At 71.4% G+C, this 25,382-nt stretch carries 20 protein-coding genes and 4 pseudogenes; 5 read left to right on the top strand and 19 right to left on the bottom strand.

Features of this window, described 5'->3' with window-relative positions; genetic code table 11:
* Window position 1 precedes the first annotated feature (1 nt).
* Window positions 2–328 carry a ferredoxin gene (gene fdxA, locus MTP03_RS05670; RefSeq protein ID WP_248491085.1) on the bottom strand — a complete coding sequence of 109 codons (327 nt, stop codon included), beginning with the start codon at window positions 326–328 and terminating at the stop codon, window positions 2–4.
* A gap of 124 nt (window positions 329–452) precedes the next feature.
* On the opposite strand from fdxA, the gene MTP03_RS05665 reads away from it, so the two are divergent.
* Window positions 453–1,652 (top strand): NupC/NupG family nucleoside CNT transporter, encoded by a 1,200-nt coding sequence (locus tag MTP03_RS05665; RefSeq protein WP_371820895.1) that lies wholly within the window; start codon window positions 453–455, stop codon window positions 1,650–1,652.
* A 1,137-nt stretch (window positions 1,653–2,789) separates the two neighbouring features.
* On the opposite strand, the pseudogene MTP03_RS05660 reads toward MTP03_RS05665, so the two are convergent.
* The 6 genes and pseudogenes from MTP03_RS05660 to typA all read right to left on the bottom strand — a co-directional run.
* Window positions 2,790–5,348 (bottom strand): annotated as a pseudogene (locus MTP03_RS05660) (bifunctional FO biosynthesis protein CofGH); the annotation flags it as partial.
* 35 nt (window positions 5,349–5,383) lie between these two features.
* Window positions 5,384–5,734, bottom strand: coding sequence for a hypothetical protein (locus MTP03_RS05655; protein ID WP_248491083.1), 351 nt, complete (start codon window positions 5,732–5,734; stop codon window positions 5,384–5,386).
* A pseudogene (mshB, locus tag MTP03_RS05650) lies at window positions 5,735–6,636 on the bottom strand (N-acetyl-1-D-myo-inositol-2-amino-2-deoxy-alpha-D-glucopyranoside deacetylase).
* The gene (locus MTP03_RS22600; RefSeq protein WP_256465224.1) at window positions 6,633–6,755 is read right to left on the bottom strand and encodes a hypothetical protein; all 123 of its coding nucleotides are present in this window, start codon (window positions 6,753–6,755) and stop codon (window positions 6,633–6,635) included. The pseudogene mshB and the gene MTP03_RS22600 overlap by 4 nt, the downstream one beginning before the upstream one ends.
* Window positions 6,725–8,200 carry an ABC transporter family substrate-binding protein gene (locus MTP03_RS05645; protein WP_248491082.1) on the bottom strand — a complete coding sequence of 492 codons (1,476 nt, stop codon included), beginning with the start codon at window positions 8,198–8,200 and terminating at the stop codon, window positions 6,725–6,727. The genes MTP03_RS22600 and MTP03_RS05645 overlap by 31 nt, the downstream gene beginning before the upstream one ends.
* Before the next feature lie 370 nt (window positions 8,201–8,570).
* Complete coding sequence (gene typA, locus MTP03_RS05640; protein WP_248491081.1) at window positions 8,571–10,478, bottom strand: translational GTPase TypA; 1,908 nt, start codon at window positions 10,476–10,478, stop codon at window positions 8,571–8,573.
* A gap of 181 nt (window positions 10,479–10,659) precedes the next feature.
* Here typA and MTP03_RS05635 point away from each other — a divergent pair, with 181 nt between their 5' ends.
* The gene (locus tag MTP03_RS05635; protein ID WP_248491080.1) at window positions 10,660–10,857 is read left to right on the top strand and encodes a hypothetical protein; all 198 of its coding nucleotides are present in this window, start codon (window positions 10,660–10,662) and stop codon (window positions 10,855–10,857) included.
* Window positions 10,858–10,900: 43 nt separating this feature from the next.
* On the opposite strand, the gene MTP03_RS05630 is transcribed toward MTP03_RS05635, so the two are convergent.
* The 4 genes and pseudogenes from MTP03_RS05630 to mgrA all read right to left on the bottom strand — a co-directional run bounded on the left by MTP03_RS05630 (window position 10,901) and on the right by mgrA (window position 14,867).
* A complete protein-coding gene (locus tag MTP03_RS05630; RefSeq protein ID WP_248491079.1) occupies window positions 10,901–12,316 on the bottom strand; it encodes an NAD(P)/FAD-dependent oxidoreductase in 1,416 nt (471 codons plus the stop codon).
* A gap of 459 nt (window positions 12,317–12,775) precedes the next feature.
* The gene (locus MTP03_RS05625) at window positions 12,776–13,126 is read right to left on the bottom strand and encodes a hypothetical protein (RefSeq protein WP_248491078.1); all 351 of its coding nucleotides are present in this window, start codon (window positions 13,124–13,126) and stop codon (window positions 12,776–12,778) included.
* Window positions 13,127–13,151: 25 nt separating this feature from the next.
* On the bottom strand, window positions 13,152–13,820 hold the full coding sequence (locus MTP03_RS05620; RefSeq protein ID WP_248491077.1) for a TetR/AcrR family transcriptional regulator: 669 nt from the start codon (window positions 13,818–13,820) through the stop codon (window positions 13,152–13,154).
* A pseudogene (gene mgrA / locus MTP03_RS05615) lies at window positions 13,817–14,867 on the bottom strand (L-glyceraldehyde 3-phosphate reductase). The gene MTP03_RS05620 and the pseudogene mgrA overlap by 4 nt, the downstream one beginning before the upstream one ends.
* A gap of 52 nt (window positions 14,868–14,919) precedes the next feature.
* Here mgrA and MTP03_RS05610 point away from each other — a divergent pair.
* The gene (locus tag MTP03_RS05610) at window positions 14,920–15,903 is read left to right on the top strand and encodes a cation diffusion facilitator family transporter (RefSeq protein WP_248491076.1); all 984 of its coding nucleotides are present in this window, start codon (window positions 14,920–14,922) and stop codon (window positions 15,901–15,903) included.
* A 2-nt stretch (window positions 15,904–15,905) separates the two neighbouring features.
* Here the strand turns inward: MTP03_RS05610 and MTP03_RS05605 are convergent, their stop codons facing one another.
* From MTP03_RS05605 to MTP03_RS05580, 6 genes are read right to left on the bottom strand one after another with little or no spacing between them, the layout of a single operon-like run.
* Window positions 15,906–17,855, bottom strand: a complete 1,950-nt coding sequence (locus tag MTP03_RS05605; protein WP_248491075.1) for a GMC family oxidoreductase N-terminal domain-containing protein — start codon at window positions 17,853–17,855, stop codon at window positions 15,906–15,908.
* Window positions 17,856–17,859: 4 nt separating this feature from the next.
* Window positions 17,860–18,873, bottom strand: a complete 1,014-nt coding sequence (locus MTP03_RS05600) for an ABC transporter ATP-binding protein (protein ID WP_248491074.1) — start codon at window positions 18,871–18,873, stop codon at window positions 17,860–17,862.
* Window positions 18,874–18,919: 46 nt separating this feature from the next.
* Window positions 18,920–20,356 (bottom strand): iron ABC transporter permease, encoded by a 1,437-nt coding sequence (locus MTP03_RS05595; protein ID WP_248491073.1) that lies wholly within the window; start codon window positions 20,354–20,356, stop codon window positions 18,920–18,922.
* A complete protein-coding gene (locus MTP03_RS05590) occupies window positions 20,293–20,526 on the bottom strand; it encodes a hypothetical protein (protein WP_248491072.1) in 234 nt (77 codons plus the stop codon). The genes MTP03_RS05595 and MTP03_RS05590 overlap by 64 nt, the downstream gene beginning before the upstream one ends.
* A 13-nt stretch (window positions 20,527–20,539) precedes the next feature.
* Entirely contained in the window at window positions 20,540–21,604 is a 1,065-nt protein-coding gene (locus tag MTP03_RS05585) for a thiamine ABC transporter substrate binding subunit (RefSeq protein WP_248491071.1), read from the bottom strand.
* Between the two features lie 4 nt (window positions 21,605–21,608).
* A complete protein-coding gene (locus tag MTP03_RS05580; RefSeq protein ID WP_248491070.1) occupies window positions 21,609–22,916 on the bottom strand; it encodes a glycosyltransferase 87 family protein in 1,308 nt (435 codons plus the stop codon).
* Window positions 22,917–22,973: 57 nt separating this feature from the next.
* Here MTP03_RS05580 and MTP03_RS05575 point away from each other — a divergent pair, with 57 nt between their 5' ends.
* Entirely contained in the window at window positions 22,974–23,738 is a 765-nt protein-coding gene (locus MTP03_RS05575; RefSeq protein WP_248491069.1) for a CPBP family intramembrane glutamic endopeptidase, read from the top strand.
* Between the two features lie 279 nt (window positions 23,739–24,017).
* On the opposite strand, the gene MTP03_RS05570 is transcribed toward MTP03_RS05575, so the two are convergent.
* Both MTP03_RS05570 and MTP03_RS05565 read right to left on the bottom strand, forming a co-directional pair.
* Entirely contained in the window at window positions 24,018–24,692 is a 675-nt protein-coding gene (locus MTP03_RS05570; protein WP_248491068.1) for an MFS transporter, read from the bottom strand.
* Between the two features lie 5 nt (window positions 24,693–24,697).
* Window positions 24,698–25,234 (bottom strand): hypothetical protein, encoded by a 537-nt coding sequence (locus MTP03_RS05565; protein ID WP_248491067.1) that lies wholly within the window; start codon window positions 25,232–25,234, stop codon window positions 24,698–24,700.
* A gap of 50 nt (window positions 25,235–25,284) precedes the next feature.
* On the opposite strand from MTP03_RS05565, the pseudogene MTP03_RS23420 reads away from it, so the two are divergent.
* Window positions 25,285–25,377, top strand: a pseudogene (locus MTP03_RS23420) (hypothetical protein); the annotation flags it as partial.
* Window positions 25,378–25,382: the final 5 nt, after the last annotated feature.

The raw sequence follows: 25,382 nt of genomic DNA, 5'->3' as shown, positions 1-25,382 counted from the left end.
GCTAGTCCTCGGTGTTCATGGGCGGCAGGGCCGCGATGAACGGGTGATCGTAATCGATCTTGCCCTGCTTGGCGGCGCCGCCGGGCGAGCCGATCTCCTTGAAGAAGTCGATGTTCGCGGACACGTACTCGGCCCACTCGTCGGGGACGTCGTCCTCGTAGAAGATGGCCTCGACGGGGCACACCGGCTCGCAGGCGCCGCAGTCCACGCACTCGTCAGGCTGGATGTACAGCGATCGGTTGCCCTCGTAGATACAGTCGACGGGGCATTCCTCGATGCATGCCTTATCCATGACATCCACGCAGGGTTCTGCGATGGTGTACGTCACCTGACCACTCCTTCGGACGCTGTTGCCTGCCTACAGTATTCCGTGCTGCTGGAACGTGTCACAAAGAAGTGTCGCCTAACCTGCGATCATGTGATTTCATTCACCAGTGCACGTAATCGTCGGTGTGTTCGGATTGCTCGTGTTCCTGCTGCTCGCGTACCTGCCTACGCGAAACGTCGCCATGCTCAAGAAGAAGGCGCCCTACATCCTGGGCATGCTCGCGATCCAGTTCGCCCTGGGCCTGGTGATGCTCAAAACCCCTGTGGGCAAGTACGTCATCGACGGCCTGTCGACGGGCTTCGAGCACCTGTTGAGCTACGCCCACGAGGGCACCGCGTTCGTGTTCGGCGGGCTCGTCGACTACAAGGCCGATGCCACCAGCGGCACGCCGTTCTTCCTGAACGTGCTGACGCCGATCATCCTGATCTCGGCTCTCATCGGCATCCTGCAGTTCGCCAAGGTACTGCCGCTGATCATCCGCTACCTGGGCCTCGCCCTGTCCACGATCACCGGCATGCCGAAGCTGGAGTCGTTCAACTCCGTCAGCTCCGCGATCATCGGCCAGTCCGAGAACTTCATCGCGATCAAGAAGATCCTGCCCACGCTGCCCGAGCACCGCGTCTACACGCTGTCCGCGTCCGCGATGTCGACGGTGTCGATGTCGATCGTCGGCTCGTACATGGTGATGATCGAGCCGCGCTACGTGGTGGCGGCGATCGTGCTGAACCTGTTCGGCGCCTTCATCGTGGTGTCGCTGCTCAACCCCTACGAGGTGGCGCCCGAGGACGACGTCTTCGCACCGCCGCCGCAGAAGAAGCAGTCGTTCTTCGAGATGCTCGGCGAGTACATCCTCGACGGCGCCAGGGTCGCGCTCACGGTCGCCGCCATGCTGATCGGCTTCGTGGCGATCATGGCGCTGATCAACGGCATCTTCTCGGGCCTGTTCGGCGGCACCACCTTCCAGGACGTGCTGGGCTACGTGTTCGCGCCGCTGGCCTGGCTCACGGGTGTGCCCTGGAACGAGTGCCAGACCGTCGGAAGCCTCATGGCAACCAAGTTGGTCACCAACGAGTTCGTCGCGATGCTCTCCTTCACCGAGCAGAACCCCGGCGGGCCGCTGCAGCTCTCGCACCGCGCCGAGGCGATCATCCAGACCTTCCTCGTGTCCTTCGCCAACTTCAGCTCCATCGGCATCATCGCCGGCGCAGCCAAGTCGCTGGCGCCCGTGCAGGGCGACCAGATCGCCAAGTTCGGCCTCAAGCTGCTCTACGGCGCGACGCTGGTCTCGTTCATCTCCGCCACCGTCGTGGGGCTCATCTCCTAGCCCGACAGCGCCTCAGGCGAGGGCCGTGAGGTCGATCCGCAGCTCGAACGGCACCGTCGTCGTGACGAGTCCGGTCACGACCTCGCCGACGTACGCCCCGTCGACCAGGGTGAGCGTGAGCAGCGACGGTCCGGCATCGAGGTCGACGATCCAGTAGTGCGGGATGCCCGCGGCGAGCGCAGTTGTGCACCCATCGCGAGCATCGCGTCTTGATGCCACGAACGCGGACTCGGAGGCATCATCAGGACCCCCTCCTGCAGCTCGGACCGCCCCGACGTGTCCTCCCCCAAGGCACGCCAGTCGTCCAGCGACATCAAGTCGCCTCTCCGAGCTGCGGTCATGTGCCGATACTAGCGCCCGCGGACCGAAAGGAATCGGGGCTACGCCTCGGGCTCGGGGTCCGCCTCGATGCCCGACGGTGCGACCTTCCCGGCGAACACCGCCTCCAGGCCGAGGATCTTGGCACCGTCGGCCGCGCGGGCCTCGACGACCCGCAGCGTGGCGAACTCGCCCACGTAGCCGGCCACGGCGCCGACGGCGGGCAGCTTGCCGAGCGTGTCGAACACTCCGCCCGGGCGCGGGCGCGATTCCAGCGCCGACCGCGCGGACTTCACGGTGTGCAGCACGTCGCGGACCGCGCCGAACGCCGAGAAGACGCCGCCGCGGAGTTTCGCGCTCGTCTCGCGCACGGGCACCAGATCCTGGAAACCGGGGCGCTCGCCCAGCAGCGCGCGGGAATCGATCTGGCGCCGCGAGAGCACTCGCGCGACCAGGTCGATCTGCTCCGGCACCTGATCCACGCCGTGCTCCCCCGCCACGCCGACCACCACGAGGGTCTGATTGGCGAAGCCCAGGTACGTCTGCACGGGCAGCAGCCGCGCGACGACGCCGAGTGCGCCGGGCCAGGCCACTGCCACCGTCGAGATCGCGCCGACGGGGATGACCCACCACCGCGCACGACCGTCGGCATCGCGCTTGAGGTAGCCGTTGACCAGCGGGATCGGGGTGAGCCCGGCCAGCGTGGAGACGATCCGCGCGCCGGCCACGGCCGGGCGCACTACCGTCACGAAAACGCCGACGGTCCGCGCCAGCTCCAGGTCCGTCACCGTGCCCGTGACCGCGCCGCCGCGCGGCTCCAGCGCGTTCACGCGGCTCCCGCTGGGCGTGCGTCGTGGTGCGCTCGCGCGCCGGGCGCCCGATGCCGTTGGCTATCGCATGCAGTTCCGCCACCGTCTTCTCCGATCCGTGCGCCGATCCCGCCATCCGCGAGATCGTCTCCTCCATCAGGGTGCCACCCAGGTCGTTCGCGCCGCCCTGCAACATGGCCTGCGTGCCGGCCGTCCCCAGTTTCACCCAGGACGTCTGGACGTGGTCGATACGACCGTGCAGCATGACCCGCGCCAGCGCGTGCACGGCTCGGTTGTCGCGCTTGGTCGGCCCGGGCCGGGCCGCGCCCGCGAGGTACAGCGGGGCGCTCTGGTGCACGAAGGGCAGGGGCACGAACTCGGTGAATCCGCCCGTGCGATCCTGGATGTCGCGCAGCACGTTCAGGTGCGTGACCCAGTGCGAGGGGTTGTCGACGTGCCCGTACATCATCGTCGAACTCGACCGGATGCCCACCTCGTGGGCGGTGGTGACCACGTCGATCCACGCCGACGTGGGCAGCTTGCCCTTCGTGAGCACCCACCGGACCTCGTCGTCGAGGATCTCGGCCGCGGTGCCGGGGATCGTGTCGAGCCCGGCCTCACGCAGGCCGATCAGCCAGTCGCGCACGGACTCCCCCGAGTGGGCGGCGCCGTTGACGATCTCCATCGGGCTGAAGGCGTGCACGTGCATGCCGGGCACGCGGTCCTTCACCGCGCGCACCAGGTCGGCGTAGCCGGTGGCGGGCAGGTCGGGGTCGATGCCGCCCTGCATGCACACCTCGGTGGCGCCCACCCGCCATGCCTCCTCCGCGCGGTCGGCGACCTCCGTCATCGACAGCGTGAACGCGTCGGCGTCGCCCTTGCGTTGCGCGAAGGCGCAGAACCGGCATCCGGTGTAGCAGATGTTGGTGAAGTTGATGTTCCGGTTGACGACGTAGGTCACCACATCGCCGACGGTGTCCTTACGGAGCTGATCCGCCAGTGCCACCAGGGCCTCCAGGCCGGCGCCGTCCGCGTACGCGAGCGCCCGGTACTGGTCGTCGGACAGCCCGCCGGGGTTCCTCTCGGCGGCGCGCAGGGCCGAGAGCACGTCGGACTCCACCTTCTCCGGTGCCGAGAGCGAGAGCACCTGCTCCCGCACCGATTCCCAGTCGCCGAAGGCGGAGCCGAGGTCCGAGCGGGTGTCGGTGTTGCGGCCGTCGACGTCGATGGCGGTGTTGAGGTCGGTGCGCCCCGAGGACGCCCACTCCTCGTCGGGCTCCTGCCAGGGCAGCCCGACGGGCATCGCTGCCGGGTCCGCGAGTCCGGTCTCCGGATCGGCGAGGGCAGCGACGTGCGGCGCGACCCGCGGGTCGATCCACGGGTTACCCGCGCGCACGTACTTCGGCTGCGCCGTGAGCCGTTGCCGCAGTTCGAATCCCGCGTCCGCGGTGATCCGGGCGAGCGCGTCCAGGTCCGGCCACGGGCGCTCCGGGTTGACGTGGTCCGGAGTCACCGGCGAGACACCGCCCCAGTCGTCGACGCCGGCCTCCAGCAGCAGCCGGCACTCGTCCGCGGACACCAGGTTCGGCGGGGCCTGCACCCGCATCGCGGGCCCCAGCACCAGCCGCGTCACCGCGATCGCCGCGCGGTACACCTCGAGGTCCGCGTCCTCGACCGCACGCATGGCGGTGTCGGGCTTGGCGCGGAAGTTCTGGATGATCACCTCCTGCACATGGCCGAAGGCCTTGTGCACCTTTCGGATCGCCATGATCGACTCGGCGCGCTCGCGCTCGTCCTCGCCGATGCCGATGAGCAGCCCCGTCGTGAACGGCACGGAGAGCCGCCCCGCGTCGGTGAGCGTGCGCAGGCGCACCACCGGGTCCTTGTCGGGCGAGCCGTAGTGCGGCTGGCCCTTCTCGGCGAACAGGCGCTCGGAGGTGGTTTCGAGCATCATCCCCATCGACGGCGCGACGGGCTTGAGCCGCGAGAGCTCCTCCCAGCTCATGACGCCCGGGTTGAGGTGCGGGAGCAGGCCCGTCTCCTCGAGCACACGGATCGCCATGGCGCGCACGTAGTCCAGGGTGGAGTCGTAGCCGCGCTCGTCGAGCCAGGTGCGGGCCGCCTCCCAGCGGTCCTCCGGCCGGTCGCCCAGGGTGAACAGGGCTTCGTGGCAGCCGAGCTCCGCGCCGCGGCGCGCCACCTCGAGGATCTCGTCGGGCTCCATGTAGGCGCCGTGTCCCTCGGCGGCCAGCTTGCCGGGGACCGTCACGAAGGTGCAGTAGTGGCAGCGGTCGCGGCACAGCCGGGTGATCGGGATGAAGACCTTCTTCGAGTACGTGACCTGCGGCGTACCGTCGGGCCCCGTCAGCCCGGCCTCGAGCAGGCCCGCGTCGCGCACCCGCGCCGCGGACGCGGCGAGGTCGGTCAGGTCGTCGCCCCGCGCGGCGAGCAGCACCTGCGCCTCGTCCACGTTGAGCACGGCACCGTCGCGCGCTCGGCGCAGAGCACGGCGCATCGCCGAGGGGGTGGGTCGATACGGCTCCGCCGTTCGCTTCGGCACCGAGGGCATCGGCAGAAGCGCGGGAGTCGGCTCAGCAGCGTCCGTCACTTCTCCGATGATGCCAGGTATCCCGCGGCGACCGGCATCCCGATTCCGCAAACCAGCAACAGCGGCAGCCGCCAGTCCGTGTACATCACGCTGTTCCCGGGCCCACCCAGCAGGAATGCGACGATCACCACCAGGAATGCGATCACCGGGAGCGCGGCGTGGAACAGCTCTCCGCCGAGCCGGCGCGCCGCCACCGAGATCCACGCGAGCAGCCCGCCGAACAGGACCGCGGAGACCGGGACGGGCACGGCGCCGATGTACAGGTGCAGGTACATCGTGGCACCCACGGCGCACACGGCGCCGCCGAACACCGCGACGCCCAGCAGGACCCGGTCCAGCGTGCCCATCTACGCGACCCCCGCGAACAGGTCGCGTTCGTACCCGTCCGTTCCCGGGCCGACGGTGCCGCGGGCCAGGATGTACGCCTCCTCGCCCAGCACCGGCTGCGCGATCCGGTTGGTGAGGGCGAACGCCGCGCCGGAACCGGCCACGGCGAGCTGGGTCTCGTGCGCCCGCAGGGCCGCGAGCTTGCGGTCCGCGACCTGCGCCACGTCGATCAGCGTCGTGATCTCCGCGTCGGCGTGCGCGGGCAACTCGTCGGGGGCCGCGACCCGCCATCCGGGCGGCAGTGCGGCACCGTCGAGCGCGGCGAGGCCGGCGTCCACCTGGCCGCGCCCCGACACCGTCCAGTACAGCTTCGCCACGTCCCACGGCTCCCCGGCCCGCCCGGGTTCGCCGCGGCGGCGACTGCCGCGGTGGTCAGACGGTGCGCGGCGATGTGGTCGGGGTGGCCGTATCCGCCCACCTCGTCGTACGTGATCACCACCTGGGGCCGCTTCGCGCGGATGACCCCCGTCAGCGCCGCGAGGGGGCCGCCCTCGCCCCACTCGGGCGGGGTCGAGGCGAAGGCCCGCGGATGCTCGGCCGCCGGCGTGCCCGCCATGCCGGAGTCGCGCCACCGGCCCGCGCCGCCGAGGAACAGCGGCTCGAGCACCGGGCCGCCCGGGGCGCTGAGCGCCGCCAGAGCGGCCGTGAGCTCGCCGATCCGGTAGCCGCCCAGCTGATCCGCGTTCTCGGAGGTGAGCTCGGCGAACCGCGGCTCCATCACCTCGCCCTCCTCGCCCAGCGTGCACGTCACCACCGTCACGTCGGCGCCCTCGGCGAGGTACCGCGCGATCGTGCCCCCGGTGGTGATCGTCTCGTCGTCGGGGTGCGCGTGCACCAGCAGCAGCCTGCGCGCCGCGGTCACTTCCGCGTCCACCCTTCGACGCCGCTGAAGACGCCGTCGCGCGGCGGGCCCTCGAGCGCGACGCCCTGCACCGTCGGGGCGACGGCCGTCAGCGTGACGTCCTGCAGGATCGGCAGCACGGTCGCGCGCTCCCACAGTTCCGCGTCGATCTCCGCGAGGTCGACCGCGCCGCCCTGCAGGCCGTCGAAGGCCAGCGCCTGCAACTCCTCGTCGCACAGGCCGGCCAGGTTCCCGCCGACGGTGGTCGCAGCCGGATCGTTCTGCAGGTCAGGGACGGCCGACGGTGTCGGCGTCGGGGTGGCCGACGACTCGGACGGCAGCGGCGGGCACTCGACCCGTCCGGCGAACCGCTCGACCGGGCTGGGGCCGGTCCCCGACCAGCCCACGACCGCGTCGACGGCACCGTCGAGCAGGGCCGTCCCGGCGAGCACCTGCGGCTCGAGCGCCACCACGGACGCGAACACGCCCATGGCCCGCAACTGGTCGGTCGCGTTGCTCGCCACCGCGAAGGCGGCCGTATTGCCCTGCGGCACACCGATCCGCAGGAACATCGGTACGCCGTCACGGACGTACTGCTGGACGTTCTCCCCGGCGACGGCGACGGCGGCACCGGCAGCGCCGACGGGTCGCTGCTCGACGGCGCGGAAGTCGTCGTCGGGGCGCTGGGCGGCGGCGTGGGCGGGACGCTCTGACTGGGCGGGATGGGCGCGTCCTGCAGCGAGTAACCCGCCCCGGCCAGGGCCCGCTCCAATTTGACCTTCGCCTCGGCCGGCGCGGGCCGGGCGGGCATCGTCGGCGCGTACCCGGGGTCCGACGGTGCCAGCACCTGCGCGCGGGCGGGCCGCACCGAGTCGCCGCCGGAGCCGACGGTGGTGAGCAGATCCACGTTGATCGCGTCGAGCAGCGCACGGCGCACGGCGACGTCCGCGAGGAACTTCGACCGCGTGTTGAGCGTCAGCGACAACACCCGCGGATCGACCTGCTCGATGGCGCGGACCTGGTAGATCGACGTCAGTTGGGCGAGCAGCGACGGTCCGCCGTGCACGGCGACCACCTGCACGTCGCCGGTGCGCACCGAGTTCGCGAGCTGCGCGTCGCTGCCGCCACGGCGGAGCACGATCCGGTCGACCAGGGCGGGCTTCATCCAGTACCGGTCGTTGCGCTCGAGAGTCACCTCGTCGCGCGCCACGTCGACCTTCTTGACCAGGTAGCCGGCGCCGGACGCGGGGATCTTCTCGCGCATCGCGCCGTTGAACCCGCCGGGTGAGCCCTTGACGAGATGGCTGGGCAGCAGATTCTGGAACAGCGTGCGCCACCCGGGCAGCGGGGCCTTGAGCTGGACGATCACCTGCTTGCCGCCGGCGCCCGACGACACCGACTCGATCTGCCGGTACGGCGCGGAGCCCACGGTGTCGGGGGCGGTGATCATCGACTGCCAGAGGTACACGAAGTCCTCGGCGGCGATGGGCGCGCCGTCGGACCACTGCGCGTCCTGCCGGATGGTGTACACGATCTGGAGTGGGGCGGGCCGCTCGACCGTTGGCACCAGGTCGGTGTTCTGCACCAGTTCGACGCGACCGTCGGGCCCCGGACCTCTCGGAACGCGCTCGGCAGGGTCATCGCCGCGAGCGCCCGCGCCGCGGACGAGGAGTTCGACGCCAGGTGCGGATTGAATCCCGCCCCCAGGGAGTCGATCGCCACCTGCACGGTCGCGCCGGTGGTCGTGGGCGCCTGCGGCGGCGCCGACGTCTCGGACCCCGGCACCGCCGGGGGCGGGTCGGCGACGCAGCCGGTGAGGGTGGCCGCGAGCAGGACCGACGCCACCGTCAGGCCTTTCGACCGTCGCCGCACCGCCGCTCCCTTCCCGTTGCCGTCCCGTCGTTCCCGGTCCCGACGGGCACCGTCGGGACGCGTCCCCGCCACCCCGGTGCGGGTCAGCCTGCGGCCTGGTCCCGCGACTTGGCGCGCGAACGCTCGCGGGCCCGCTCGGTGGCGTTCAGGTGCACCTTACGCACCCGGACCACCTCGGGGGTGACCTCGACGCACTCGTCGGCGGCGCAGAACTCCATCGCCGCCTCGAGCTCCAGCTTGATGGGCTTGGCGAGGGTCTCCATCACGTCGGCGGAGGACTGACGCATGTTGGTCAGCTTCTTCTCCTTGGTGACGTTGATGTCGAGGTCCTCGGCGCGCGGGTTGATGCCCACGACCATGCCCTCGTAGGTGTCGGCGCCGGGCTCGACGAAGAAGGTGCCGCGGTCGGCCAGCTGGATCATGGCGAACGGGGTCACGCTGCCCTGCCGGTCGGAGACCAGCGAGCCGGTGTGGCGGGCGCGGATCTCGCCCGCCCACGGCGCGTACTCGTGGAAGACGGCGTTGGCGATGCCGGTGCCGCGGGTCTCGGTGAGGAAGTCGGTGCGGAAACCGATGAGGCCGCGCGACGGGACGATGAACTCCATGCGGACCCAGCCGGTGCCCTGATTGGCCATGGTCTCCATGCGGCCGCGGCGGTTCGCGAGCAGCTGGGTGACCGAGCCGAGGTACTCCTCGGGCACGTCGATGGTCAGGTGCTCGAACGGCTCGTGGACCTTGCCGTCGACCTTGCGGGTGACGACCTGTGGCTTGCCGACGGTCAGCTCGAACCCCTCACGGCGCATCTGCTCGACGAGGATGGCCAGCGCCAGCTCGCCGCGGCCCTGCACCTCCCACTGGTCGGGCTTGCCGATGTCCATGACCTTGAGCGAGACGTTGCCGATCAGCTCGGAGTCGAGGCGCGACTTCACCATGCGCGCGGTCAGCTTGTGGCCCGAGACCTTACCCACCAGCGGCGACGTGTTGGTGCCGATGGTCACCGAGATGGCGGGCTGGTCGACGGTGATCCGCGGCAGCGCGACGGGGTTCTCGAGGTCGGCCAGGGTGTCGCCGATCATGATCTCCGGGAATCCCGCGACGGCCACGATGTCGCCGGCGACGGCCTCCTCGGCGGGCTTGCGCTCGACGCCGTCGGTGGCGAGCAGCTCGGTGACCTTGGCGTTGGTGATGACGGGCTCGCCGTCGACCTCGCGCATCCACGCCACGGTCTGGCCCTTGCGCAGAGTGCCGTTGTGGATGCGGACCAGGGCGAGGCGGCCGAGGAAGGCCGAGGCGTCGAGGTTGGTGACGTGGGCCTGCAGCGGCGCCTCGGCGTCGCCCTTGGGCGCGGGGATGTGGTCGTGCAGGATCTGGAACAGCTCGTCGAGGTTCTCGGCGTCCGGAACGGTGCCGTCGGCGGGCGCGGTGGTCGACGCCTTGCCCTCGCGGCCCGAGGCGTACACGACCGGCAGCTCGAGCGCGAGCTCGGCGGCCTCGGCGGCCTCGTCGGACAGGTCCGACGCGAGGTCCAGCAGCAGGTCCTGAGCCTCGGTGACGACCTCCTCGATGCGGGCGTCGGGGCGGTCGGTCTTGTTCACGACCAGGATGACGGGCAGCGACGCGGCGAGCGCCTTGCGCAGCACGAAGCGGGTCTGCGGGAGCGGGCCCTCGGAGGCGTCGACGAGCAGGACGACGCCGTCGACCATGGACAGACCGCGCTCGACCTCGCCGCCGAAGTCGGCGTGGCCGGGCGTGTCGATCACGTTGATCACGGTGGTGGTGCCGTCGGCGTTCACACGGTGCACGGCCGTGTTCTTCGCCAGGATGGTGATGCCCTTCTCCTTCTCCAGGTCCCCGGAGTCCATCACGCGGTCCACCAGCTCGGCGCGCTCGCCGAACGCGCCGGACTGCCGCAGCATGGCGTCGACGAGGGTGGTCTTCCCGTGGTCGACGTGCGCGACGATGGCGACGTTGCGGAAGCTGGGCTGGCTCACAAGGGTTCTCCTGCGGTTGGCGTCCGCGCACGCGTGAATCCATCACGCGGACACGAAGAAGGGGGCGTACGGACACGCCTGGTCGATGCCAGTTTAAGGGGAACCACCGTTCGGGCCCGAATCGAAGCAGCGGGGTGTGACGATTGACAACTTCTCATTAGGTTGCGCTAACCTTTGAAACATGAGTAAGACCAAGGCGCACAAACTCGTGGGCAGCAAGCCCAAGAAGAAGTGCTGCCGCAAGAAGACGCGGTGCATGAAGTGCCCCGTGGTGATTCACAAGCTCAACCGGCTCGCCGCCCACGGCGCGACCAAGAAGGAGCTCCAGAAGTCGCTGAAGGCGGTGCGCGCCAACCCGGAACGCACGCGCGTCGCGTGACACGGGGCCGACGGTGCGCCGCCCGCGCGCACCGCCGGCTCGACTACGCCGAGTCCTCGGCCCGCTCCGCTTCTTCCGCCTCCTCGACCGCGGCCAGTTCCCCCTGCGCCGTCCGGAGCTGGTGCATCGCCAACCGCGCGTAGACCATCTGGCTGGTGATGGCCATCTGGCCGCGGCCGCGACTCGAGAACGTGACGAGCCAGGTCAGCAGCGTGGAGAACCGGTTCTTGAAGCCGACCAGATACACCAGGTGCAGCGCGAGCCACATCAGCCAGGCAAGGAAACCGCCGAACTCGATCTTCCCGACCTTGACCACGGCGTCGAACCGCGACACCGTCGCCATGCTGCCCTTGTCGAAGTACTTGAACGGCTTCCGGTTCGCCGGGGCGTCGCGCCCCTCGACCGACGCCTTGATGAGTTTCGTCGCGTACTTGGCACCCTGGATCGCCCCCTGCGCCATGCCGGGAACGCCCTCGACGAACATCAGGTCGCCGATGACGAAGACGTACGGGTGCCCCTTGACCGTCAGGTCGGGCTCGACGACGACGCGGCCCGCGCGGTCGACCTCGACGCCGTCCACCTGGTCCGCGATCAACTTCCCCAGCGGGTTGCCCTGTACGCCGGCGGACCACACCTTGCACGCGCACTCGATCCGCCGCTCGGTGCCGTCCTTCTCCCTGACGGTGATCCCCTGATAGTCGACCTCCGACACCATGGCGTTCAGCTGGACCTCCACCCCGAGCTCCTCGAGGCTGGTCTGCACCTTCTTCCCCAGCTTGGGGCCCATGGGCGGGAGCACCGCGGGCGCCGCGTCCAGCAGGATCACCCGGCAGTCCGACGGGTTGATCGTGCGGAACGCGCCCACCAGCGTGCGCTGCGCCAGTTCGGCGATCTGCCCGGCCAGCTCGACGCCGGTCGGTCCGGCGCCGACGACCACGAACGTGAGCCGTCGGTGGCGCTCGGCCTCGTCGGTCGACACCTCCGCGGCCTCGAACGCGCCCAGGATCCGCCCCCGCAGCTCGAGCGCGTCGTCGATGGTCTTCATGCCGGGCGCGAACATCGCGAAGTGGTCGTTGCCGAAGTACGACTGCTGCGCCCCCGCCGCCACGATCACGCTGTCGAACGGCGTCACCGTCTCCATCGTCATCAACCTCGACGTCACCGTCTTCGCCTCGAGGTTCACGTCCTCGACCTCGCCGAGCACCACCCGGACGTTGTCCTGGTCCCGCAGCACGAGCCGCGTGGTCGGAGCGATCTCGCCCTCGGACAGGATACCGGTGGCCACCTGGTACAGGAGCGGCTGGAACAGATGGCTCGTGGTCTTCGCGATCAGGGTGACATCGACGTCGGCGTCCTTGAGCGACTGGGCGGCGGTCAGCCCTCCGAACCCGGATCCGACGATGACGACGTGATGTCGTCGGCCGGTCCCGGACTGCGCTGGCCATGGTGCAACGGTCATGGTTCCTCCGGATGGTTGGTCGGCGCCTCAAGTAAAGTCGCTGGACGTTCCGTCCGCAGAGGAAGCGGATATTCGCCGCCGGACTTCAACAGTCGGATCCTCGCCGGCCGTCATCACCGAGCAGGGCGCGGAGTGCGACCGGATCGGCAGCACCCGCGAGTGCCCTGTCGAGTTCCTCCGGCGTCACCGGCAGAGCGCGCAGTTCCTCTACGAGACCCGGCACGTCCTCTTGACGTCCCGCCGGTGTCGCGAGTTCCAGGAGGAAGGCCAGGGCGTGCGCGCGTTCGATGTTCGTGTCCCCCTCCTTCGGTCGACGCAGCGCCGACGTCAGGGCTCGGTATGCAGCCTTGTCGTCATTCTTGAAGCCGCTGAGGATGCGGGCGTTGTCCAGGGCCTTCGCGAGCCCCGAAAGTTCCTTCCCACCGCCGTACTCGAACTCCTCCTCGTCCTTCTGAATGATCAGGAGCTGATTTCCCGACGGATCAACGAGCGTGAACCTGGATGCACCGGGGCGGAACCGGGTGAGCCGCGGCTCCCAGAGGCGGGCACCCTGCCCAGCAGACCCTTGATCGCAGCCTTGAACGCCGCGTGCTCAGCGGCCACGTCGTCGACGAGCAGCAAGCAGATCCCGGTGTCGTCCGCGTCGCGGGCGAAGCGCCCGAAGTGGACGTCGGCTCCGTCGCGCGTGAACGCGAGGTAGAGGTACGGGCGCACCTGATAGCCGGTGCACTCGAAGCCGAGCGCGGTGTAGAAGTCGCGAACGGCCTCGGGATCGACGCAGGGCAGGACGGGAACGGCGGTGGTGGGCATGACACCACGCTAGTGCGGAATCAGGTCAGTTCCCGTCCGGCGGGGCCGCCACCAGCAGGTCCGCCAGTACCGAGGTCAGCACGGCCACCAGCTCGGCCGGATCGGAGCGGTCCGGCGCGTTCTGCCACCAGGCCATGAGGAACTCGTTCACCGAGGGGATGAACGCGGCGTAGACCCACGGCGCCGTGGCCCGCGCGCCCGCGTCCTCCGCCGCGGCCCGCACCAGCGCGGCCCACTCGGCCCGGTTCGCGAGCCGGAACCGTTCGAGGTCCGCGCTCACGCCGACGACCTCCACGAACGCCACGCGCAGCGTGCGCGGATCGGCGAGCACCGTCCCGATGTACGCGGCCACCCCTGCGGACACGAGGGCGCGCACGGCCTCGGGCCCCGTGCCGCGCGCGCCGCCGGCCAGCGCGTCGGCGACCGCCGCCCGCCCCCGGTCCTGCGCCTGTGTATAGAGGTGCCGCAGCAGCGCCTCACGGTCGGCGAACTGCTCGTAGAAGTGCCGCCGCGACACCTTCGCCAGCTCGCACACCGCCGCGACGGTGGTCTCCTGATAGCCGACGGTCGCGAACAGCTGCAGCCCAGCTGCCTCCAGCTTGGCCAGTCGTTCCGCCTGCCGGGTCGGTGCGTCGGCCCCGGCGTAGACCCGCCCGACGGTGCGCCCGTCTCCTGCTCCGGAGCCCGCCGTCATGCCGTGGATTCCGTCGCACCCCGCCAGATGTTCACGTCGCCGTCCACGGCGAACTCGTCGATGGCGGCCAGTTCATCGGCGGAGAACTCGAGATTCGCGACGGCCCCCACGCTGTCTTCGAGCTGCGCGACGCTGGACGCGCCGATCAACGCGGACGTGACCGCGGGCGACCGGAGCACCCACGCGATCGCCAGTTGCGCGAGCGTCTGGCCGCGGCCGGCGGCGATGCCGGCCAGCCCGCGCACGCGCGCGAGGTTCTCCTCCGAGAGCATGCCGCCGGAGAGGCTCTTGCCGGCCGCGGCGCGGGAGTCCGCGGGCACCCCGTCGAGATAGCGGTCCGTGAGCAGGCCCTGCGCGAGCGGCGAGAAGGCGATCACGCCCATTCCGTCGGCAGCCGCTGTGTCCAGCAGCGAGGGCTCACCGCGCTCGATCCACCGGTTGAGCATCGAATAGGACGGCTGGTGGATCAGCAGCGGCGTGCCGAGTCCGCGCATGATCTCCTGCGCCCGCGCGGTGAGCGCGGCACTGTAGGACGAGATGCCCACGTACAACGCCTTTCCCGAGACCACTGCCTGGTGCAGCGCGCCCATCGTCTCCTCGAGCGGCGTCTGCGGATCGGGCCGGTGGCTGTAGAAGACGTCCACGTGGTCGAGCCCCATGCGGGCCAGCGACGCGTCGAGCGAGGACAGCAGGTACTTGCGGGACCCGCCGAAACCGTAGGGGCCGGGACGCATCTCCCACCCCGCCTTGGTGGAGATGATCAGCTCGTCGCGATACGGCCGGAAGTCCTCCGCGAACAGCGTGCCGAAGTTCCGCTCGGCACTCCCGGGCGGCGGCCCGTAGTTGTTGGCGAGGTCGAAATGGGTGACACCCAGATCGAAGGCGCGGCGCAGGATGTCACGCTGCGTCTGCAGCGGCTTGTCGTCGCCGAAGTTGTGCCACAGGCCGAGCGAGACCGCGGGGAGCTTCAGCCCCGATCCCCACTCCCCGGTACGGAACGGACGCGTACCGCTGCGGGCTCGCGGCGTACGGATCGAAAATGCCCATGCGGACCATCATGCCCCGTGCCGCGGACCGGGAGGCCCTAACATCGAACGACATGGGCGAATCCGATGACTCGCAGTCCGAGAGCCTGCTGACCGTGCTGGTCGCGTTCGGCGCGAACGTGTTGATCGCGGTGGCCAAGACGGTGGCTGCGATCGTGACCGGCTCGGCCGCGATGGTGGCCGAGGCCGCTCATTCGTGGGCGGACACCGGCAACGAGGTGTTCCTGCTGATCGGCGCGAAGCGCGCGGGCACGCCCGCCGACGCGACCCACCCGTTCGGGTACGGGCGATCGGGCTACGTCTGGTCGATGTTCGCGGCGTTCGGCCTGTTCAGCGTGGGCGCGGCGGTGTCGGTGTGGCACGGGATCTCGGCGCTCGGCGCGCCCGAGGAGGCCGGGGACTACGGCTGGGGCTATGCGGTGCTGGCCATCGCGTTCGTACTGGAGGGCACGTCGTTCCTGCAGGCGCTGCGCCAAACCCGGGCCGGCGCGCGCGAGCGCATGCTGCACCCGCTGCGGTACGTGCGGATCACGTCGAACCCGGTGCTGCGGTCCGTGTTCGCGGAGGACCTCAGCGCCCTGATCGGCATCGTCATCGCAGCGGCCGCAATGGGCCTGCACCAGGCCACTGGGAATCCGGTGTGGGACGCGGTCGGCTCCATCGCGGTCGGCGTCCTCCTGGGGTTCGTGGCGGTCTTCCTGATCCGCCGCAACATGGACTTCCTCACCGGCGAGGAGGCGACTCCGCTCGCACGCAACCGCATGCTCGAGGCGCTGCTCGCACATCCGGACATCCGCCAGGTGAGCTTCCTGCACATGGAATGGGTCGGCGCGGACCGCCTGTTCCTGGTGGCCGCGGTCGACCTCGAGGGCGACCTGCCGGAGTCGCGGGTAGCGGCCCGCCTGGCCGCGATCGCCGACGACATGAACCGGATCCCGCGGATCCAGCGCGCGGTGTTCACGCTCACCCGTCCGGGCGATACCACGCAGCTGACCGCAGATCCGCTCCCCGACTGGTACCTGCCCGGGAAGGGCTGATCTCAGGCCAGGTGCGCGGCCAGCCGTGACGCGTTCATGTACGCGATCGCCTCGATGGAGATCATCGGGTTCACCCCGCTGGGCGTCGGGAAGCACGAGGCGTCGGCCACCACGAGGTTCGGCACCTCCCAGGTCGCCCCGTCCGGATCCGTCGCGGAGGTGTCGCGGCTCCCGCCCATCGCGGCGGTGCCCATGATGTGCAGCGCGATCATCATGCACCGGGCGGGCGCGTAGCCCTCCCGTGCCGCGGCCGCGGCGAACCCGTCGAGCGATCCCGGCAGGTCGGCGGCGACCCGGTTCTGGTGGGAGCTGCGCACGGACGACGCGCCCGCGGCGGCGAGGATCTCCGCCGCGCCGACCACGCCGCGCTGCATGTGCGCGGCGTCGTGATCGCTGAGCCGGTACCGCACGACGGGCTCGCCGTCACGCCCGACGGTGACCCGCCCGCTCCCGCTGTCCCGCACCAGAACTCCCACCTGCACCGTGTGCCGCAGGGCGCGCATGTCGGCGGCGTGCTGCGCCGCGGAGTGCCACGGCTGGAACAGCGTGATCGCCCCGGGGCTCGCCGGCCCGGTCTCGTAGATCACCCCGTAGCCGTCGCCGTCGAGGTCGGCGTGCTCGGTCGAGTACCGGGTCTGCAGGCCGCCCTCCCAGGGGCGCACGTCCTCGTCGAAAACGCCCGCCACCGAGGTCACCGGGTGCAGCCGCAGATTCTCGCCGATCCGCTTGTTCCGCAGCCCCGAGCGCCGCAACAGCGGCGGCGTCTGCAGCGACCCGGCGGCGACGACCACCGCCCGCGCCGCGACGGTGACCGAGGCACCGTCGGGCCCGATGGCCTCGACGCCCGTCGCCCGGCCCCGCTCGACGATCACGCGGCGCACGTCCACGCCGACGGCGATCCGCGCACCGTCGGCCTGCGCGTCCTGCAGCCAGGTCTTGGCCGTGGACTGCTTGGCCCCGATGCGGCAACCGTAGCCGCAGCGTCCGCACTCGATGCCCTGGTCGCAGCCGAGCACGTTGCGCGGCATGGCGTCGCAGTGCCGGCCGAGGGCGGTGAGGCCGCGCTCGAGGATCGCGTCGCGCGACGACGCGGCGTTGTGGTCGGTGTTCACCCCCAGGCGCTGCTGCACGGCGTCCAGTGCCCGGGTGAACTCGTCGCCCGCGAACTGCCGGGCGCCGTGCGCGGCCCATTCGGCGCGCACGTGCTCGGGCGTGGCGAACGAGGTGGACCAGTTGACCACCGTCCCGCCGCCCAGCGTGCCGCCGGCCATGAAGGAGGAGAACTGCCCCTCCGCGGAGACCGCGGGCGCGCCCGCGTACAGGGTGGTGAGCGAGTCCAGTTCGCCCGCACCGAAATCGCGGTCGTCGTGGTAACCGCCGCGCTCGAGGACGAGTACGTCGAGTCCCGCGGCGGCGAGAACCGCGGCGGCCGTCCCGCCCCCGGCGCCCGAGCCGACGACGACCACGTCGGCCGTCAGGCGCGCACCGCCAGCTGTGAGGGTGATGGGCCGTAGCGACGGCTCGGGCGCGTCCGGCAGCGGGCCCGGGGCTTCCGGGTACCCGATCGCGGCGCGCGCCGCGATCGCGTCCGGAGCGATGTAGTAGGAGCCGATCAGCAGTGATCGCAGCCCCTGGAAGACGGCGCGGACCGGCGCGAGCGGGTGCGTTCCCCAGCGCAGCAGGGCCTCCTCGCGCCGCGCGTGCGGCAGCGCGGAGAACCTCCGCGGCCCGATCCGGTTGACCACGCCGAAGCCCCGCGTGTCCCAGACGTCGAGGAACGCCTTCAGTTCGCGCAGCTCGCGCGGCAGCATCTTGTGCTGCGCGGTCCGGGAGACGGAGGCGAGGAGGTCGATGTCGCGGGCACCGGGGACACCGTCGCCGCCGGGCACCAGGGTGTCGGCGATGGACAGCAGCGCGCGCGCCTGACGCGGGCTGAACACGTCGGAGCTCACGCGCTCATCCGATCACGGCCACGCGCCGCGGGTTGAGCGCGACACGCACCGTGTCGCCGTCGGCGGGCGGGGTGTCCCCCAGCGCCTCCACGAGTAGCTCGTCGTCCCCCGCGTCGACCGCCACCGTGATCCGCACCCCGTCGATGACGGGAACCGAGGAGACCACCCGGGCCCGCACGCCGTGCGCCTGGATGACGACGGACCCGGGCCGCAGCCCCAGCTGGAACCTGCCGTCGGGACAGTCCACCATCACCGGGCCGAGGGCGCTGTCCGCCTGTCCACCCGCCACGACCGCGTCGAGCAGCACGGCGTACCCGAGGAACCGGGCGATGTCGGGCGTGCGCGGCCGGCGCCACAGCCGCGCGGGGCGGTCGGTCTGGACGATCTCGCCGGCGTCCAACACCGACACCGAGTCCGCGAGCTCCACCGCCTCGCCGTGGTCGTGGGTCACGATCAGCGCGGGCGTGGCGGTCTCGCGCAAGATCCGCCGCAGATCGCTCACTAGGCGGTCGCGCAGCTGCCGGTCCAGCGCCGACAGCGGCTCGTCGAGCAGCAGCATCCGCGGCCGCGGGGCGAGTGCCCGCGCGAGGGCCACCCGCTGCTGCTGGCCGCCGGACAGCTCGCCGACGGGACGCGCCCCCATCCCGGGCAGCCCCACCAGTTCGAGGAGCTCGGTCACCCGCTCGGCGGAGTCCGCGCGCGACCAGCCGTGCCGCTGCAGGCCGTAGCGGACGTTCCCGGCCACGTCGCGATGACCGAACAGCTGACCGTCCTGGAACACCATCCCGAAGCCGCGCCGGTGCGTGGGCACCCGAGCGAGATCGGCACCGTCGAACAGCACCCGCCCGCCGGCCAGGGGCTCGAGCCCCGCGACCGCACGCAGGAGCGTGGACTTACCGCACCCGGAGGGTCCCAGCAGGGCGGTCACGGGCGCGTCCGGCGTCCCGACGGTGAGCGTCGCGTCGCGCACGGCCACCCGGTCGCCGTACCGGACCGTGACCCGGTCGATGGTCAGCACCGATTCACCCCTCGTCTCCAGAACTCCGACTCACGAACGTGCGACATCAGAACTCGGCCCGGCCGGGTTCGTCCCGTCGCAGAGCCTCGACGACGCCGATCACCACCACGGTGGCGGCGATGAGCAGGACCGAGCAGGCGGCCGCCAGCGCGGCGTCCTCCCACCCCGGGCGCGCGGAGATCCGGCCGATCAGCACGGGCAGCGTCATCTGCACCGGGCGCACCAGGAAGCTCGCGGCCCCGAACTCCCCCAGCGTAACCACGTACGCAAATCCGGCCGCCACCGCCACGGAACGGCCGATCACCGGCAGGTCCACCGAGGCGAACACGCGCACGGGCGACGCGCCGAGGACCGCGGCGGCCTGCCGCTGCCGGGGGTCGACCGCCGCGAGCGCGGGCACCAGCACCCGGACGACGAGCGGCACCGCGACCAGCGCCTGCACGAACGGCAGCACCGCTGGCGACTCGCGGATCGTCGGCAGCGACTGCAGGGCCACCAGGTAGCCGAACCCGAGGGTCACCGCACTCACTCCGAGCGGCAGCATGACGACGGCGTCGGCGAACCGGCTGAGTACGCCGCGCGAGCGGGCGATGGCGACCGCGGCCAGCGCCCCGACGACGAGCGCGATCGCCCCCGCCTGGGCGGCGGTGACCAGCGACATCACGAGCGCCTTCGCCGGCACGACGCCGCCGAAATCGGCGGTGAGCCGCTGGTACGCGGCCGTGCTCAGGGCCCCCGACGGGTCGGGGTGCAGCGAGCGCAGCACGAGTGCGCCCAGCGGGAACAGCAGCAGCACCACTGCCACCGGGACGCCGGCGAGCACCGCGATGCGCGTTCCGGGTCCGGCACGCCGCGCCTGCGTCGCCGCCGCGGACGAGGGCCGCGACACCCGCACCCGCAGCGCGCCGCTCACGGACACCGCGAGCACCACGACCACGATCTGCACGAGCGCGAGCAGCGCCGCGGTGCGCAGGTCGAACACGCCCACCACCTCCTGGTACACCGCGGTCTCCAGGGTGCGCAGCCGGCTGCCGCCGACCACGAGGACGATGCCGAAGCTGGTCGCGCAGAACAGGAACACCACCGACGCGGCGGACGCGATCGCGGGCAGCAGCGCGGGGGCGGTCGCGGTGAGGAAGGCCCGCGCCGGTCCGGCGCCGAGCGTGCGGGCGGCCTGCTCGGCCCGCGGGTCCACGCCCGCCCAGACGCCGCCGACGATCCGCGCGACCACGGACACGTTGAAGTAGGCGTGCGCGATCAGCACCGCCCAGACCGTCTCCGAGAGCCCGAGGAAGCCGAGGCCGCCGCCCGGCGCGAACAGCGTGCGGAACGCGACGCCGACCACCACCGTCGGGAGCACGAACGGCACCGTCGCGAGCACCCGCAGCACCCACTGGCCGCGGAACCGCGCCCGCGCGGTCAGCCACGCCAGCGGCAGCCCCAGGACCACCGTGAGCAGCGTCGACGCGGCGGCCTGCCACACCGTGAACCAGACCAGGCCGAGGCCCCCGCGCCGGTGAAGCCCTCCCAGAGCCCGACCCCGCCGGACGCCAGGCCACGCGCGATGATCGCGGCGACGGGCCACAGGAAGAACACCGCGACGAACAGCAACGGTGCGGCCAACAGCGCGAGCCGCCCGCGCGACGTGGGCATCACGGGACCGGGATCACCGGCCCATCAGCTGGCGCCACTGGCGCACCCAGCCGTCGCGCTCGTCGGCCAGCCGCTCGGCGGGCAGGGTCGCGGCCTTCGACGGGACGGGCGCGTACTTCGCCCACGCCTCGGGCAGCGCCACGCCGCGTGTGACGGGGTAGACGTACATCTCGTCCGGGATGGTGGCCTGCGCCGCCGGCGAGAGGAGGAAGTCGATGAGCTTGCGCGCACCGTCGGGGTTCTTGGTGCCGCGCAGCACGCCGGCGTACTCGACCTGCCGGAAGCAGGTGTCGAGCAGCGCCTTGGTCGGCGGGGCGGCGCCGTCCTCGCCCACCTCGGCGGCCGGCGAGCTCGCGTAGGACACCACGATCGGCTTCGGGCCCTTCCCCGCGGAGCCGGAGAAGTCGGTGGAGTAGGCCGTCGACCAGTTCGGCGCGACCGCGACGTCGTTGGCGCGTAGCGAGCGCCAGTAGTCCTGCCAGCCGTCGCCGAGCGTCGCGACGGTGCCGGCCAGGAACGCCATGCCGGGCGACGCGGTCTCGGGATTCTGCACGACCGTCAGGCCGCGGTACTCGGGCTTCGCGAGGTCCTGGTAGGTAACCGGCTCGGGCAGGTTCTTGTCGCGGAAGTAGCGGGTGTCGATGTTGACGCAGACGTCGCCGAAGTCGATCGCGGTGAGCTGCGGCATGCCCGCGAGGGCGTACGCGTCGGCACCGTTCGCGGCGGCCGGCGAGACGTACTCGTCGAACACACCGGCGCGCACCGGACGCGCCGCGTAGGTGTTGTCCACGCCGAACGCCACGTCGCCGGGCGGGTTGCCCGGCGTCAGCGACAGCTTGGTGGCGAGCTCGCCGCCGTCGCCCAGCTCGACGGTCTTGATCTGCAGGCCCGTCTGCGTCGTGAAGTCGGCCAGCACGTCGGCCGGCAGGTGGAAGCTGGAGTGCGTCACCAGCGTCACGGTCCCGGTCGCCGACGGTGCTCCGCTCTCCCCCGACGGTGCCGTGCTCGTCGCGCACGCGGACGTCGCCAGGGTGGCCGCAGCCAGGATCGCGATGCCGATCCGTCCGAGGTGGTTCACCCGCTCAGACTACGGCCCGCAGCGCGCGCCGCTGCGCGAGGATCAGCACCACGAGGCCACCCGCGGCGAACACGCCGTGGGCCATCAGCACCGCCCAGAGCACGCCGTCGTGGAGCCCGAGCGCGCCGAGCGTCTTGAGCATGATGTGCACGCCGATGTAGCCGAGCACCGCGATCGCGCCGGCCAGCACCGTCGCCCAACGGGTGTACGCGGCACCGGGCGCCCGGAACCCGTCGGCGCCGGCGCGGCCGAGCGGCCCGTGCACGAGCCAGATCAGCAGCGGGACGATCCACACGAAGTGGTGGATCCACGAGATCGGCGACGCCATCAGGCCCAGGTACTGTACGAGGACCAGCGCGATGAGCGCGTCGCCACGCCGCACCACCCACCACGCGGCGAACAGCAGCGCCGCCGCGATCGCCACCGCGACCACCCAGACGGCCCCGGTCCCCACGTCGTAGCCCACGAACCGCGACATCGCGCCCCGCATGGCCTGGTTGTCCGGTTTCGCCGGGTCGCCGATCGGGCCCGTGTCGCCGAGTAGCACGGTGAAGTAGCGGCGGGTCTCCGCGGGCAGGAGGAGGTAGCTGATCCCCACCGTCGCGCCGAACGTCACCGCCGAACACGCCGCGGCCCACACCCGGCCGCGGGCGAGCAGGAACAGCCCGCCGACCGCGGGTGTGAGCTTGATCCCGGCCGCGACGCCGATCAGCAGGCCGGAGGCACCGTCGACCTTCGCCGGGCGCGGGGCGAGCGCCGGACCGGGCGCGGTCCGCGCCACGAGGTAGGCGGCCCATACGCCGAGCGTCATGAGCACCACGTTGATCTGGCCGTAGTCCAGGTTGGTGCGGACGGGGTCGATCCACAGCGCGGCCGCGGTCCACAGCAGGGGCAGCTCGCGCGGCACGTCGCCCAGGCGCGACGGTGCGCCGCGCCCCGCAGCCAGGATCGCCAGGCACATACGGATCACCAGGAACAGCAGCCCGGCGGTGAGTGCCACCCAGCCGACCGCGACCACCGGGAACGGCAGGAAGCGCAGCGGGTAGAAGAACAGCCCCGCGAACGGCGGGTAGGTGAACGGCAGCGGCTGCTGCGGGGTGTAATCCGACAGCGCGAAGTCGTAGAGGCCTCCCTCGGAGACCCGGCGCGCGGCCTCGTAGTACACGCGCAGGTCGACGAAGTTGAAGTTGTGCTTCCCCGCGAGGATCCACACGATGCGCGCGCCGACGGCGACGACGAAGGCGGGAAGCGCGATGCGCTCGAGGAGGCCACTCCGACTGCCGGAGGCCGGCGTGGAGCGGTCTCTGGTCACGGGCACACACCTTAGCCAGGGTCACACTCATTGCGCGAACCGCCGCGCGTCTGGACCATGGAGCGGGTGACTGCAGCACAGGCGAGCGTTCCCGACCACTCCACCCTCCGTTCGGTGGTGTCCGGAGCTCGCGCGGTCGTCGACGTCGGCGTGGTCGTGGCGGTGCTGGTGCTGACCAATCTGATCGCGCATTTCACCGGGAGCTGGGCCGCGCTGCTCGCCGTCCCCGTGTCCGCGGTCCTGCTGATCGGCATCGCCCGGCACCGCGGGTTGGACTGGCACGAGTTGGGGCTCGGTCGGGAGCACTGGCGGTCCGGCGCGAAGTACGCCGCGGCTGCGGTCTTCGTCGTGGCGACGGTGATCGCCGTGGGCGCGCTCCTGCCGGTGACCCGTGGCCTGTTCCTCAACGACCGATACGCGACGTTCTCCACCGCGGTGATCGCGTCGATGGTGATCATCCCGCTGCAGACGGTGATCCCCGAGGAGTTGGCCTTCCGCGGCGCGCTGCACGGCACCCTGGCGCGCGCGATGCACTTCCGCTGGGTCGTGGTGACGGGTTCGCTGCTGTTCGGCCTCTGGCACATCGCGTCATCGCTGGGCCTGACCAGCGGCAACGCCGGCCTGACCAAGATCCTCGGCGCCGGCCCCCTGGCCCAGATCGCCGGCATCGGGGGTGCCGTGATCGCCACGGCCTTCGCCGGCTGGGTGTTCACCTGGCTCCGCTCCCGCAGCGGTTCCCTCATCGCCCCCATCGCCCTGCACTGGTGCCTCAACGGCGCCGGCGCCCTCGCCGCCGCCTTCGCCTGGCAGCTGCTCCGCTGACCCGCCCCACCGCGCCCCTCCTCGCACGCGCCTGCACCCGCGCCCGCCTGCGCTCGCTCCGCTCGCCGCCGGCTCCCTATAGGGAGCCGGACTCCCCGACCGCCGCCGGCGTCCCCACAACTGCAGCTGGGGGAGTCCAAATCTCGCCGGGGAGACCGGCTCCCCCTGGGGAGCAGGCCCCACGGAGCAGGCCCCCACGGAGCAGACCCCCACGGAGCGGGCCCCTGAAGTGCGGACACGCCTGACCCCCTGGGGGCACCGGCTCCCCGCAGGGACCGGTCACACAGAGCCCGACGGTGCGCCTTCGGGCTCGCGCGCCGCGGGCGCCGCCACGACGGCCACAGCGACGGCCACGAGCACCAGGATCAGCGCGTACAGCAGGGTGACGTACTCCCCCAGCGCGCCGATGATCGGCGGACCGGCGAGGAACGACAGGTATCCGATCGTGGACACCACCGACACGCGCGCGGCGGCCATCCGCGGTTCGTCGGCGGCCGCGGACATGCCCACGGGGAAACCGAGCGACGCGCCCAGTCCCCACAGCGCGACGCCCGCGTACGCGGCCCAGGTCGGCCCGAAGATCACCAGCGCCAGGCCCACGAAGGCGAGGACGCCGCACACGCGCAGCGTCGGCACCCGTCCGAAGCGGTCCAGCACCGCAGTCCCGGCGAGCCGTCCGATCGTCATGAACGTCACGAACACCGCGAACGTCAGCGTGCCCACGGTCTTGGACACGTCGTGGTCGTCCACCATCGCCAGGGCCAGCCAGTCGTTCGCGCTGCCCTCGGTGAGTGCCATGCCCAGCACCATCAGGCCGATCAGCAGCGTGCGGGGCTCGCGCCACACCGCCAGCCGCTCGCGACGCGACACAGGCGCGTGCTCGTCGGCGTCGTGCGCCTCGAACGGCACGTGGCGCAGCGCGAACCAACCGGCCACCAGCAGTAAGCCGTTCACGCCGATCAGGTGCGGCAGCAGGGGACGTGCGCCGCCTGCGCCGCGGCCGCGGTCAGCGCGCCCGCCACCGTCCCCATTGAGAACGCCGCGTGGAACGCCGGCATCACTGTGCGACCCAGCGCCCGCTCGTTCTCCGCACCGGACAGGTTCATGCACACGTCCGTGATGCCGTGGGAGAGCCCGACGAACACCAGCGGGATCAGGGTCAGCGCGTAGTTCCCCACCTGCGCGCCCGCCGCCGCGGCGATCATCGTGACCCCGAGCGCGGGCAGAGTCACCGCCAGCACGCGCCGCGATCCGAACCGCGCCGCCAGCGCCCCCGACCCGACCAGCCCCACCACGGAGCCGACCGCGAGCCCGAACGTCAGCAGGCTGACCTGCAGTGTCGTGGCACCGAGATCGTCCCGGACCTGCGGCAGCCGGCCCAGATAGCTCGCGAACGTGAGCCCGCTGAGCGCGAAGATCGCGGCGACGGCGGTACGCCAGGCGAGCACCGAGCCCCCTGCCGCGTCCATCTTCTGCTCCTGGAAATCCACGCTCACCGATCAGCCCTTCGAAACGTTTCGATTACTGCTTGCTAGGCTAGGTCCCCATGTCACGCGGGTCAAACCGGATAACGCTGGTCCACGTCGCCGAGGCGGCGGGCGTCTCGCTGTCGACGGCCTCGCACGCGTTCGGCGTCGACAAGCC

The organism is Tsukamurella sp. PLM1 (genome assembly GCF_023168325.1).
Classification (GTDB): domain Bacteria; phylum Actinomycetota; class Actinomycetes; order Mycobacteriales; family Mycobacteriaceae; genus Tsukamurella.
This window is presented reverse-complemented; position numbering and strand designations above follow the sequence as displayed.